Source organism: Herbaspirillum sp. (genome assembly GCF_035644555.1).
Taxonomy (GTDB): domain Bacteria; phylum Pseudomonadota; class Gammaproteobacteria; order Burkholderiales; family Burkholderiaceae_D; genus Herbaspirillum.
The window spans coordinates 1-12,109 of the sequence record NZ_DASQOH010000034.1 but is presented as its reverse complement, the minus strand read 5'-3'; the positions used below and the strand labels follow the sequence as shown (position 1 = coordinate 12,109).

The 12,109-nt window shown below is 67.4% G+C and carries 11 protein-coding genes; 1 reads left to right on the top strand and 10 read right to left on the bottom strand.

Annotated features, from left to right (window positions below; translation table 11 throughout):
• The 6 genes from VE092_RS09015 to VE092_RS08990 all read right to left on the bottom strand — a co-directional run.
• A partial coding sequence (locus tag VE092_RS09015; protein ID WP_324875911.1) for a fatty acid--CoA ligase occupies positions 1-1,580 on the bottom strand: 1,580 nt, incomplete at its 3' end.
• Positions 1,581-1,730: 150 nt separating this feature from the next.
• Positions 1,731-2,021, bottom strand: coding sequence for a copper-binding protein (locus VE092_RS09010; protein ID WP_324875909.1), 291 nt, complete (start codon positions 2,019-2,021; stop codon positions 1,731-1,733).
• A gap of 49 nt (positions 2,022-2,070) precedes the next feature.
• Entirely contained in the window at positions 2,071-3,456 is a 1,386-nt protein-coding gene (locus VE092_RS09005; protein WP_324875906.1) for a copper oxidase, read from the bottom strand.
• Positions 3,453-4,847, bottom strand: a complete 1,395-nt coding sequence (locus VE092_RS09000; protein ID WP_324875904.1) for a TolC family protein — start codon at positions 4,845-4,847, stop codon at positions 3,453-3,455. The genes VE092_RS09005 and VE092_RS09000 overlap by 4 nt, the downstream gene beginning before the upstream one ends.
• Positions 4,848-4,949: 102 nt before the next feature.
• Positions 4,950-5,390, bottom strand: a complete 441-nt coding sequence (locus tag VE092_RS08995) for a hypothetical protein (RefSeq protein WP_324875901.1) — start codon at positions 5,388-5,390, stop codon at positions 4,950-4,952.
• 36 nt (positions 5,391-5,426) lie between these two features.
• Positions 5,427-7,763 (bottom strand): heavy metal translocating P-type ATPase, encoded by a 2,337-nt coding sequence (locus tag VE092_RS08990; protein ID WP_324875899.1) that lies wholly within the window; start codon positions 7,761-7,763, stop codon positions 5,427-5,429.
• 80 nt (positions 7,764-7,843) lie between these two features.
• Here VE092_RS08990 and cadR point away from each other — a divergent pair, with 80 nt between their 5' ends.
• On the top strand, positions 7,844-8,296 hold the full coding sequence (cadR, locus tag VE092_RS08985) for a Cd(II)/Pb(II)-responsive transcriptional regulator (RefSeq protein ID WP_324875897.1): 453 nt from the start codon (positions 7,844-7,846) through the stop codon (positions 8,294-8,296).
• A gap of 9 nt (positions 8,297-8,305) precedes the next feature.
• Here the strand turns inward: cadR and VE092_RS08980 are convergent, their stop codons facing one another.
• The 4 genes from VE092_RS08980 to VE092_RS08965 form a co-directional block, all read right to left on the bottom strand.
• Entirely contained in the window at positions 8,306-9,208 is a 903-nt protein-coding gene (locus tag VE092_RS08980; RefSeq protein ID WP_324875895.1) for an alpha/beta hydrolase, read from the bottom strand.
• Positions 9,209-9,324: 116 nt separating this feature from the next.
• The gene (locus VE092_RS08975) at positions 9,325-10,296 is read right to left on the bottom strand and encodes a Gfo/Idh/MocA family oxidoreductase (RefSeq protein WP_324875893.1); all 972 of its coding nucleotides are present in this window, start codon (positions 10,294-10,296) and stop codon (positions 9,325-9,327) included.
• Positions 10,293-10,715, bottom strand: a complete 423-nt coding sequence (cueR, locus tag VE092_RS08970; protein ID WP_324875891.1) for a Cu(I)-responsive transcriptional regulator — start codon at positions 10,713-10,715, stop codon at positions 10,293-10,295. Before cueR ends, VE092_RS08975 begins: the two co-directional genes overlap by 4 nt.
• On the bottom strand, positions 10,712-12,109 hold a 1,398-nt coding region (locus tag VE092_RS08965), incomplete at its 5' end, for a heavy metal translocating P-type ATPase (RefSeq protein ID WP_324875890.1). The genes cueR and VE092_RS08965, both read right to left, overlap by 4 nt.

The following is a 12,109-nucleotide window of genomic DNA, read 5'->3' as shown; positions in this document are numbered from 1 at the left end:
CGGGCCAGTTCGGTGACGAACTGGACGCGGTCAGGTACGCCGTAGCGGGAGATGGTGCCGGCTTCGGCAGCGGCCATGACGTGGCGGCGGATGTCTTCTTCAGTCACGCCTGTGCTGTCTTTTTTCAATACCACCAGCGCGATCGGGCGCTCGCCCCATTTGCCGTCCTGGATGCCAATGACCGCGGTTTCGGCGACGGCAGGGTGGCGGGCGATGATGTCTTCGATCTGCAGTGACGATACCCATTCGCCTCCGGTCTTGATGACGTCCTTGATGCGGTCGGTGACCTGCAGGTAGCCTTCGGCGTCGATGTGGCCAATGTCCTGGGTGTGCAGCCAGCCACCGTGCCAGAGGTCTTCCGAGGCTTCGGGCTGGTGCAGGTAGCCCTGGGTCAGCCAGGGGGCGCGGACGATGACTTCTCCCGTGCTCTTGCCGTCGTGCGGGCAGTCGTTCATCTCGCCATCGACCGTGCGTAAGGCCACCAGGGGCAGCGGGCGGCCGGTCTTCAGGCGCAGGGCGGTTTCGCGGTCGCTGCCAAGGTCGGCAGTGGCGACCTGGGCCAGGGTCAGGACCGGGCAGGTCTCGGACATGCCGTAGCCGGTGAAGACGTCAAGGCCGCGCTCCAGCGCAGCCTTGGCCAGGGCGCCGGTCATGGCGGAGCCGCCGATGATCATCTTCCAGCCGGTGAGGTCGGTCTGGCGGGCCTGTTCCGATGACAGGATCATCTGCAGGATGGTGGGTACGCAATGCGAGAAGGTGACCTTTTCTTCGCGGATCAGGCGGCAGATGGTGTCGGGGACGTAGCGGCCAGGGTAGACCTGCTTGACGCCGGCCATGGTCGCGACATAGGGCAAGCCCCAGGCGTGGACGTGGAACATCGGGGTCAGCGGCATGTAGACGTCGTCGCGGTGCAGGCGGCCTTGCTGCGGGGCCAGTGCCAGGCCGGCGGTGGTGCCCAGGGTGTGCAGGACCAGTTGCCGGTGGCTGAAGTAGACGCCCTTGGGCAGGCCGGTGGTGCCGGTGGTGTAGAAGGTGGTGGCGCGGGCGTTTTCGTCGAAGTCGGGGAAGCTGTAGCTGGCCTCGGCCTGGGCCAGCAGTTCTTCATATTCGCCGGCAAAGCCGGGGCCGCGCGGGCAGGGGGTGCCATCGTCGGTGAGCAGTACGCAGCGGGTCAGGGTGGTGAGTTCGCCCCGGATCTGCTTGAGCACCGGCATGAAGTCGGAATTGACCAGGAGCACATCAGCCTGCGCATGGTTGAGGGTGTAGGCGATCTGCTCCGGCGACAGGCGCACGTTGACCGTCTGCAGCACGCATCCCATCATCGGCACGGCGAAGAAGCATTCGAGATAGCGGTTGCTGTCCCAGTCCATCACGGCCACGGTGTTGCCGGCCTGGACGCCCATTTCCTTGAGCACATTGGCCAGGCGCTGTACCCGCTGGTAGAAGCCGGTATAGGTGAGGCGGCGCTGGCCGTAGATGATTTCCTGGTCGGGGGCGGTGGACAGGGCGCTATGCAGCAATTGCTTGATCAGCAGCGGATAGCCATAGGCCGAGGGCGTTTGCTGGATCACTTGGGGCATGCCGGGTCTCCTCTGTTGTGTCGGCGCGATGGCCTGTTATGGAAAAAACCGATGATAACGCCAATGCCGCAGGGGAATAGTCCTCGGGGCGACGAAATTTGCATCCGGCATGGCGCCTTCAGTCCGTCGCCCCGCACCCGTCGGTGCCGATCAGTTCCGGCTTTCCAGCGAGGTGACGGTGAGCGCACCATCGATACGGTCGGCGGTGAAGCGGATCTTCTCGCCTTCATGGGCGCGCCCGATGATTTCCGGTGCGGCCTTGAAGACCATGGTCATGCCCGACATCTGCAGGTTGGGGATGTCGCCGTGACGGATGGTGAGCTTGCCGGCGGTAGCGTCGACCTTGCGGATTTCGCCGTCGACCTTGGGCGCCGTGCTTTGGGCATGGACGCCCAGCGCGGGCAGCGAAAGAGCCAGGGTGAGGAGGAGGGTGCGTAACATGGGGCTTCCTTTCTTGAGGGTGTAAAGGTGAATTTTTGCGGTGGCTGGCTCAGTGGCCGTGATGGCCGCCCGGCTTGACCACGTCCAGCGGGGCCGGCGCTGCCGGCATGGTATGGCTGCCGACCGCGCGCCTGGCTTCGGGCATGTCTCCCTGCCATTCGCGGGCGACCGTGCCGCTGGGGGCGCGGTACCAGCCGGGGTCGCGGTAGTCGTCACGGGCCAGGTGGCGGCGTACCTTGACGGTGCTGAACATGCCGCCCATTTCGATGGGGCCGTAGGGGCCGGTCCCGGTCATCATCGGCAAGGTGTTGTCGGGCAACGGCATCTCCATGCCGTCCATGGAGCCACCCTTGTCACCCATGGCCATGTAGTCGGGGATGAGCTTGCTGATCTTCGCGACCACCCGCGACTGGTCCACTCCGATCATGGTCGGAACGTCGTGACCCATGGCGTTCATGGTGTGGTGGGCCTTGTGACAGTGCAGCGCCCAGTCGCCTTCCTCGGTGGCGTCGAACTCGATGGCGCGCATCTGGCCCACGGCGATGTCGGTGGTGACTTCGGGCCAGCGTGCCGAGGGTGGCACCCAGCCGCCGTCGGTGCCGGTGACGCTGAATTCGTGACCGTGCAGATGCAGGGGATGGTTGGTCATGGTCAGGTTGCCCACGCGGATGCGCACGCGATCGTTCTGCCGCACCACCAGCGGGTCGATGCCGGGGAAGGCGCGGCTGTTCCAGGTCCAGAGATTGAAGTCCAGCATGGTGCTGACCTTGGGGACGGCCGCACCGGGTGCGATGTCGTAGGCATTCATCAGGAACACGAAGTCGCGGTCCACGCGCATCTGGCCGGGGTCCCTGGGATGAGTGACCCAGAAGCCCATCATGCCCATGGCCATCTGCACCATTTCGTCGGCATGCGGGTGGTACATGAAGGTGCCAGCGCGCCGGGCGGTGAATTCATAGACATAGGTCTTGCCCGGCGGGATGGCCGGCTGGGTCAGGCCGGAGACGCCATCCATGCCGTTGGGCAGGCGCTGGCCATGCCAGTGCACCGAGGTCGCCTCGGGCAGCTTGTTGGTCACGAAGATGCGCACCCGGTCGCCTTCCACCACTTCGATGGTGGGGCCGGGGCTCTGGCCGTTGTAGCCCCACAGATTGGCTTTCATGCCGGGGGCGATTTCACGCACCACCGGTTCGGCCACCAGGTGGAATTCCTTGACGCCATTCTTCATGCGCCAGGGCAGGGTCCAGCCGTTGAGCGTGACCACCGGTTGATAGGGGCGGCCAGTGGCCGGTTGCAGCGGTGGCTGGGTGGCGGCGGTGGTCTGCAGCGCGGCCTCGGGCAGGCTGGCCGCGCCGACGCGGCTGACGGCGCCGGCGGTTACCGCCAGGGCGGCGCCGCGCAGGAAGTGGCGGCGGTCTTTGTCGCTCGGGTTCATGGTTGCTTTCCTTGGGTGGGGCGGCCGTTGAGGGCCAGTTGCAGGGCGGCGTCGGCGATCCAGAAATCGCGCTGGGCATCGATGGCGGCGTTGACGGTGCTGGCCTGTTCGCGGGCATCAGCCAGCAGCGCGAAGACGCTCAGCAGCATGCCGTTGTAGCGCAGCAGGTTTTCTTCGGCGATGCGCTGGCGCAGCGGCAGCAACTGGTCGCGATAGCGTCGTGCCAGGGCGTAGGCATCCTGTCGTTGGCGCCAGGCCAGGCGCGCCTGGGCGCGGGCGTCCAGCACGGCACCGGCCAGCTTGTGGGCGCCTTGCAGGTAGATCGCCTCGGCCTTGGCGACGCGGGCCTGGCCCCAGTCGAAGAGCGGGATCTCGATGGAGATCTCGTAGCCGATTTCAGGCGGCTTGCCGCTTTCGGACGTGCGCAGCGCGCCCAGGTCCAGCACGTTGACCAGGCGCGTGGCGCGGGTCAGGCCCAGCGATCCTTGCAGGCCTTCCAGTTCGGTGCGGGCGGCCTGTACGTCCAGTCGCTGTTGCAATGCCTGCTGCTCGACGTCGCCCAGGGCATCCAGTTGCGCGGGCAGGGCCGGCAGTTGCGCCGGCAGGGCGAAGTCGGGGGCCAGGCCCAGCAGGCGGGCCAGGGTTTCCTTATCCTGCGCGGCCAGGCGCTGAGCCTGTTGCAGGCTGGCTTGCGCCTGGCCGTAGAAGAACTGCTCGCGGGCGGCGTCCAGTTTGCTGATGTTGCCCAGGCGGGCCATCTGCGCGGCCAGTTCGTGCGCGGCGTCGGCGGCGTCGGCGACCTGCTGTTGGTAGGTCAGGCCCTGTTGCGCGGCCACCGCCTGGTAATAGGCTTGCCGGGTCTGGGCGGCCAGCGCCAGCACGCGTGCGGCCAGCGACAGGCGGACCTGTTCGAAGCGGCGCTGTTCGATACGGGCGGTGGCTGGCATGGTCAGCAGGCGCATCAGGCCCAGCGACAGGCTGCGCTCGATCTTGATGTCATCGCCGGCATGGGTGCGGGCAAAGGAAAAGCCGGGGTTGGGCAGGCGCCCGGCCTGGACCAGATCGGCTTCTGCCACGCCGAGTTCGGCGAAGGCGGCCTGCAGTTCGGGGTTGTTGATCAGGGCGATCTGTACCGCGTCATCGGCACTGGCCAGTCGGGTGGCCGTGGGGCCAGCGCTACCGTCGGCCTGCAAGAGCCGGGTGACACGGTCCTGGCTGGCCTGGCCTTGTTCGGGCGTGCGGTTCCAGGCGGGCGCCTGGCCCAGGCGCTCGGTGCTGGTCTGTGCCAGCCGGTCGAAGCCGGCGTCGGGCGAGAGCTGCGCGCAGCCGGCCAGCATGGCACAGGCGGCCACGGCGACTGCCCGCAAGGGGCGTGAAACATGGGGGATCATGAAATCCTCGTCTGATGATGATCGTCATCCGCCGTGCGGCATGCAGGATGCGGCGCGGAACGGGGCAGAGCTCACGCGCACGTGGACGTGCGCGGGACGGGATCAGGCGAGGGCAGGGGGACGGTCGGGGTTTTCCGGCAGGTAGCCGACGAAGCCGGAGGCCGGCTGCACGAGGTAGTCGTGCGAGGGAAGATCGGGTGCGGGAACGGTAGCCAGCGCCAGCGGCAGGATGGCGCCCACCGTGCAGGTGGCGCAGAAGCTGCAGGAGGCGTTGGCGTGCTGCGTGCCATGCGAGGGGGCCGGCGCGGGATCGCTATCGGCCAGGGTTTGCGTCATCGGGTGATGATGGGCGTGATGCTGTGCCGTCTGGTCGGCGGTCATGACAGTGGCGCTCGCCTGACCGGCCTGCTGTTGACCATGATGTTGCGCATGCTGCTGTGTCGCTTGCATCGCCGGCGCGCAGGCCTGCAGCACGGCGGCGAAACCCTGGAGGGGAATCGCCAGCGCCAGCAGCCAGAGCAGGAGGATTTTTGCGCGCAGCATCATGGGCGCCAGTATAGTCGCTGTGCCGACCGTGGATCAACCGGCCGGTTTGCGCTGGCGCAAGCCGCGCACCAGCCGCAGGCCGTTGAAGACCACGATCAGGCTGGCGCCCATGTCGGCGAACACGGCCATCCACAGCGAGCTCATCCCCAGTAGGGCCAGCACCAGGAATACCGCCTTGATGCCCAGGGCGATGCTGATGTTCTGCACCAGTACGGCATGGGCCTGGCGCGAGAGGCCGATGAAGTCGGCGATCTTGCGCAGGTCGTCGTCCATCAGGGCGACATCGGCCGTCTCCAGGGCGGTGTCGGTACCGGCCGCGCCCATGGCAAAGCCGATATCGGCGCGCGCCAGGGCCGGGGCGTCGTTGATGCCGTCGCCGACCATGCCCACGCTGCGCTCGCCATGGCGCTGGCGCAGCTGTTCAATGGCCTGCAGCTTGTCTTCCGGCAGCTGGTCGCCACGGACATCGGTGATGCCGGTCTGCCCGGCAATTGCCTGGGCGGTGTGGCTGTTGTCCCCTGTCAGCATGACCACCTGCACGCCCATGGCCTGCAGTTCACTCACCGCCTGGCGGCTGCTGGGGCGCACCGTGTCGGCCACTGCCATCAGCAGTTCCGGGCGGCCGTCGCGGCAGAGCAGGGTGGTGGTCTTGCCCTGCTTTTCGAAGCCTTGCAGGCGCGCTTCCAGTTCCGGGCTGCACTGGCCCAGTTCATGCACCAGGCGGTGATTGCCCAGGTGCAGCAACTGGCCGTCGATGCGGCCTTGTACGCCGCGTCCGGCCAGGGCGGCGAAGTCCTGCACCTCCAGTGCCTGCCTATCCTCTTGGTTCTCCTCCTGCACCGCGATGGCACGCGAGACCGGGTGGTCCGAGCGCGCCGCCAGCGACACCGCCAGTTGCAGCAGGGCCTGCTGGTCGGCACCCGCCTGCAGCGAGACCACGTCGGTCAGGCGCGGCTTGCCGAAGGTCAGGGTACCGGTCTTGTCCACCGCCAGGGCGCGCAGGCGGCGCCCCTGTTCCAGATAGACGCCACCCTTGATCAGGATGCCGTGCCGGGCCGCCGAGGCCAGCCCGCTGACGATGGTCACCGGCGTGGAAATGACCAGCGCGCAAGGGCAGGCGATGACCAGCAGCACCAGCGCCTTGTACAGCCAGGGCTGGAAGGGCGCACCGGTCAGCAAGGGCGGCAGCAGGGCCACCAGCACGGCCATCACCACCACAGCCGGGATGTAGTAGCGCGCGAAGTTGTCCACGAAGCGCTGGGTCGGGGCGCGCTGGCCCTGGGCCTGCTGCACGCTCCGGACGATGCGCGAGAGGGTGGAATCGGCCTGGGCGGCGCTGACCCGCATCTCGAAGGCGCCCTGTTCATTGATGGTGCCGGCGAAGACCGGATCGCCGACCTGCTTGGCCACCGGGAGGCTCTCGCCGGTGATCGGCGCCTGGTTGATGCTGGTGCTGCCGCTGACCAGCAGGCCATCGAGCGGTACGCGCTCGCCCGGTGCCACGCGCACCATGGCGTCCACGGCCACGCTGGCGGCCGGCACGCTGTTCCAGCTGCCATCGGCGCTGCGCATGGTGGCCATGTCCGGGGTCATCGCCATCAGCCCGGCGATGGCGTTGCGGGCGCGGTCCAGTGACAGCGCCTCGATCATCTCGGCCAGGGTGAACAGCACGATCACCACCGCCGCTTCCGGCCACTGGCCGATCACGGCGGCGCCGATGACGGCCAGCGACATCAGGAAATTCATGTTCAGCGAGAAATTGCGCAGGGCGATCCAGCCCTTCTTGAGCGTACCCAGCCCGCCCAGCAGGATGGCCGCCAGCGCCAGCGCGATCACCGGCAGCGAGCGTTCGTCGCCGCTGGTCCAGGCCAGCACCTCGGCGCCCAGGGCCGCCACGCCGGCCAGGCCCAGCAGCGCCCAACGCCGGGCCGGGATGCGGTAGGCAGCCGCCTGGTCGGGCGCGTCGCCCCCGGCGTCGGCATCCAGCGAATCGGACTTCACGGCCGGCAGCATGTCCAGCGCCTTGAGGGTCGCGACCAGCGGTGCGATGGAGGGCAACTGATGTTGCACCGTCAGTTCGCGCTGGATCAGGTTGAATTCCAGCGTACCCACACCCTTCATGTTGGAGAGGCGTTCACGGATCAGTTTTTCTTCAGTCGGGCAGTCCATCTTCTGAATGAAGAAGACCGCCTGTTCGGTCGCGCCGTCCAGCTTGCGCGGTGCCGCCACCGTTGCCGCACTGTCGCAGGCGTGGCTGCCGCAGCAGGCTTGCGGCCGGGCGTGCTGGTGCTGCCCATGATCATGATGGTGATCATGGTCGTGATGATCGTGCTGGTGGTCATGCGCGTGCTTGTGATGGGTTCCGGTCATGCCTTGCTCCTTGTGCAGCCAACGGGTTTCAGGGGTATATTAAAAACCCTGAAGTAACTACAAGGTCAAGCGAGGATCGCATGGATACGCTCAAGATAGGCGAACTGGCCGCCCAGGCCGATTGCCCGGTGGAAACCATCCGTTATTACGAGAAAGAGGTCTTGCTGCCCGAGCCGACGCGTTCATCATCGAACTACCGGCTCTATGGGGAGCGGCACGTCGAACGCCTGCAGTTCATCCGCCATTGCCGTTCGCTGGACATGACGCTGGACGAGGTGCGCGAACTGCTGCGCCTGCGCGATGCGCCCGAGCAGAACTGCGGCGAGGTCAATGCCCTGCTGGACAAGCACATCGGCCACGTGGCACAGCGCATCGTGCAATTGCAGGCCCTGCAGGCGCAGCTGCACCAGTTGCGCGCGCAGTGCGAAGTGGAACAGCCGGCGCGGGATTGCGGCATCCTGCAGGGGCTGGCCAGCCTGCCGGATGAGGCGAAGCCAGCCAATTTGGGCAGCCACGGCGGTGGCTGCCACTGAGGTCGTGGATCAGGCCGGGCGTGCCAGCCAGGCCATGATTTCCTCGGTGACCTCGTCCGGTCGTTCGCGCTGCGGGAAGTGGCCAGCACCCGGGATCAGCACGCGCCGATAGTCCTTGCCGAAGAACTTGTCCCGGCCCTCGGAGGTGGCAGGGGCATTGGCGCCATCCTCGGCGCCATGCAGCACCAGCGTGGGCACCATGATGCGCGGCGTGTCCTGCAATCGCGCTTCCAGCGCGGCATAGGCAGGGTCACCCTCGGCGAAGCCCCAGCGATGACGGTAGGAGTGCAGGCAGATATCGACCCAGTCCGGATTGTCGAAGGAGGCGGCGGTATTGTTGAACTCGCTCTCGGCAAACTTCCACGACGGTGACCAGCTATGCCACATGAAGCGCGTGAAGGCCCGACGGTCCTCACGCAGTTCGGCCGCGCCGCGTTCGGTAGCGAAATACCAGTGGTACCAGTAGTTACGCGATTGCTGCAGCGTCAGTTTCTGGTCCGGCCGGTTGGTCCCCCAGCCCACCGACAGGGCGATGCAGTGGCTGATGCGTTCGGGGGTCTGCGAGGCGGCGATATAGGCGGCGCGGGCGCCCCAGTCGTGGCCGATGAGCGCGTAACGCTGCAGGCCGAGGGCGTCGACGAAGGCCATCAGGTCGCTGGCCAGCGCCGACAGCTGGCCGCTGCGTGGCGTATCGGGCGCAAGGAAGCGGGTCGGCCCGTAGCCGCGCAGGTAGGGGCGGATGACCTGATAGCCGGCCGCGCGCAGTGGACGTAGCAGGGCATCCCAGGTCCGCACGTCATCCGGCCAGCCATGCAGCAGGACCACCGGTGGTGCCTCGGGCGGTCCGCTGACTTCGAAGCCGATGCGCAGCCGGTCGGTGTCGACGAAACTCAGATGATTGGTCTGGGGCATACGGACAGTCTCCCTCTTCTGGTTGGCGATGGATGACAAACGGTGGCGGGAGCACAATCATCCCGGCCGGCTGCGGCACCGTCGGTCCCCCCGCCGGTCGCGCTGCGGACATTATGTCATTTCGGCCGCAGGATGGTTTCCATCATCCACGCCGTGTGGGCGGCGCTGTCGCCGCAGGAGGGATGGCGCGCACCTCCGTCCAGATGAAGCTGCATGTTGCTGACGTGATGCAGCTGGATCGGGTCGGGGTTGGCGATCTCCAGGTGCAGCGTGGTATCGGCCGTGTGCAGTTGCAGGGCCGCTTCCTCGAAGACCGAAAAGACGATCTTGCCGGCGCTACCCGTGATCTCCACCCGGTCGGCGCGCTCGAAGCTGCCGAAATGCCAGCTGCCGCTGCCGGTCACGCCGCTGCGATAGCGCCAGCTTGCGGCCACCGCATCGCAGGCGCTGTACAGGCCTTGCTGGTTGCTGCCGCTGCCGGATACCTCGGCCACTTCGCCGAAGAAGTGCGAAAACAGGTTCAGCCCGTGACTGCCGAGGTCGTCGAAATAGCCCCCCGGGGCGATGCGGGCGTCGGTGCGCCAGCGGTAGCGTCGCTGCAGGTCGTCCGGCCCCGGTGGGCGCGCCAGTTGCCAGTGGATGTGGCGCGCAGTGCCGATGCGGCCTTCGGCCAGCCACTGGCGCACTTGTTCGAAGCGTGGCAGCGAGCGCCGGTAATAGGCCACGAACAAGGGCTGCTGTGCCCGTTCGAAGGCGGCCAGCATTTCCAGGCATTGCGCGTGGCTGGGGGCCATCGGCTTTTCCACGCAGCAGGGTTTGCCGGCGGCGGCGACCTTGAGTGCGTAATGGCAATGCGTGTCGGGCGGGGTGGCGATGTAGACGGCGTCGATGTCGGGGTCGTGGATCAGCGCATCCGCATCGTCGAACCAGCGCGCGACACCGTGGCGGTGCGCGTAGTCGGCCGCCAGCGCGGCATCACGGCGCATCACGCCGGCCAGCGCGAAGCCCGGTGTGCGCTGGTAGGCCGGGCCGCTCTTGCGTTCGGTCACGGCGCCGCAGCCGATGATGCCCCAGCGCAGCGGCGTCATGCCGGCGATGCCTGGCTGGCGCAGCAATCGGCCTGGCCGCCCAGCGCGTCCAGGATGGGGCAGTCGGGACGGCTGTCGCCATGGCAATCCTGGGCCAGGCGTTCCAGCGTGGCCTTCATGGTCTGCAGTTCGCGGATGCGCTGATCCAGTTCGCCGATATGGGTCTGCGCCAGTTGCTTGACCTTGCGGCTGGAGCGCGACTGATCCAGCCAGAGCCCGATCAGGTCGCTCACCTGGGCCATGGAAAACCCGAGCTGGCGTGCCTGCCGGATGAAGCGCAGCAGGTGCACGTCGCGCTCGCCATAGACGCGGTAACCGGCATCGGTGCGGCCGGCACGCGGGATCAGGCCGGTCTCTTCATAGTGACGGATCATCTTGGCCGAGACGCCCGAGGCGCTGGCGGCTTCTCCGATATTCATGGCTGGGTTCCCTCGTTGCTCAGGTTTTGCGGCACATCCTGTGGATGCGGCCGCCAGCGACGCAGCAGCAATGCATTGCTGACCACGCTGACGCTGGAAAAGGCCATCGCCGCGCCCGCCAGCATGGGGTTGAGCAGGCCGAAGGCCGCCAGCGGAATGCCGATCAGGTTGTAGATGAAGGCCCAGAACAGGTTCTGGCGGATCTTGCCGTAGGTGCGGCGGGAGATGTCGATGGCGTCCGCTGCGAGTCCCGGGTCGCCATGCATCAGGGTCACGCCGGCCGCCTGCATGGCCACGTCGGTCCCGGTGGACATGGCGATGCCGACGTCGGCCGCTGCCAGCGCCGGCGCATCGTTGATGCCGTCGCCGACCATCGCCACCACGTGCGCGCCATTCTCGCGCAGGGCCGTGACCGCTGCGGCCTTGTCGCCCGGCAGCACTTCGGCGCGCACATCCTGGATGCCCAGTTCGGCTGCCACCTGCTGTGCCGCCCCGCGATTGTCGCCACTGAGCATGGCGGTGCGGATGCCTAGCGCGTGCAAGGTGGCGATGGCGGCCTTGGCGCCCGGCTTGAGCTGGTCGCCAAAGGCCAGCAGGCCCAGCACGACCAGGCCTTGCGCATGGCGCTCGGCCAGCCAGGACAGCGTGCGGCCCTGGGCCTGCAATTGTTCGGCGCGCGCTTGCAAAGCCGGGCAGTGGGCCTGCCATTGCTGCATCCAGCGGCTGCTGCCCAAGAGCAGGTGGCGCCCGCCCACCTCGCCTTCGATCCCCAGCCCGGCGACGCTCTGCACGTTCTGCGCCTGCCAGGCAGGCAGATCGGGGCGCGCCTGGGCGGCTTCCAGCACGGCGCGACCCAACGGGTGTTCACTGCGTGCCTGCAACGCGGCGGCCAGGGCCAGCAGTTCATCCTGGGGCGTGCTATCGGCTGCTTCCAGCTCCGTCAGGCGCGGCCGACCAACGGTGAGCGTGCCGGTCTTGTCGAAGGCGATCACCTCCACCCGATGCGCGATTTCCAGCGCCTGGGCATCCTTGATCAGGATGCCGTGGCGCGCTGCCACGCCGGTGCCGGCCATGATGGCGGTGGGAGTGGCCAGGCCCAGGGCGCAAGGGCAGGCGATGACCATGACCGCCACCGCATTGAGCAGGGCTTGTTGCCAGGCGCCTGTGCTCAGGCCCCAGCCCAGCAAGGTCGCCAGCGACAGCAGCAGCACGGCCGGCACGAAGACCGCGCTGACCTGGTCCACCAGCCGCTGGATCGGCGCCTTGGCCGCCTGTGCCTGTTCCACCATGCGCACGATGCGCGCCAGCACGGTTTCGGCACCGATGGCGGTGGTCTCGAAGAGCAGGACGCCCTCGGCATTGATGGCGCCGGCAGCCAGCGTGTCGCCCACCTG

Excerpts from the sequence above, each read along its gene's own strand:
- VE092_RS09010 (WP_324875909.1), bottom strand. The coding sequence starts at position 2,021 with ATGTTACGCACCCTCCTCCTCACCCTGGCTCTTTCGCTGCCCGCGCTG.
- VE092_RS09005 (WP_324875906.1), bottom strand. The coding sequence starts at position 3,456 with ATGAACCCGAGCGACAAAGACCGCCGCCACTTCCTGCGCGGCGCCGCC.
- VE092_RS09000 (WP_324875904.1), bottom strand. The coding sequence starts at position 4,847 with ATGATCCCCCATGTTTCACGCCCCTTGCGGGCAGTCGCCGTGGCCGCC.
- VE092_RS08995 (WP_324875901.1), bottom strand. The coding sequence starts at position 5,390 with ATGCTGCGCGCAAAAATCCTCCTGCTCTGGCTGCTGGCGCTGGCGATT.
- VE092_RS08990 (WP_324875899.1), bottom strand. The coding sequence starts at position 7,763 with ATGACCGGAACCCATCACAAGCACGCGCATGACCACCAGCACGATCAT.
- cadR (WP_324875897.1), top strand. The coding sequence starts at position 7,844 with ATGGATACGCTCAAGATAGGCGAACTGGCCGCCCAGGCCGATTGCCCG.
- VE092_RS08980 (WP_324875895.1), bottom strand. The coding sequence starts at position 9,208 with ATGCCCCAGACCAATCATCTGAGTTTCGTCGACACCGACCGGCTGCGC.
- VE092_RS08975 (WP_324875893.1), bottom strand. The coding sequence starts at position 10,296 with ATGACGCCGCTGCGCTGGGGCATCATCGGCTGCGGCGCCGTGACCGAA.
- cueR (WP_324875891.1), bottom strand. The coding sequence starts at position 10,715 with ATGAATATCGGAGAAGCCGCCAGCGCCTCGGGCGTCTCGGCCAAGATG.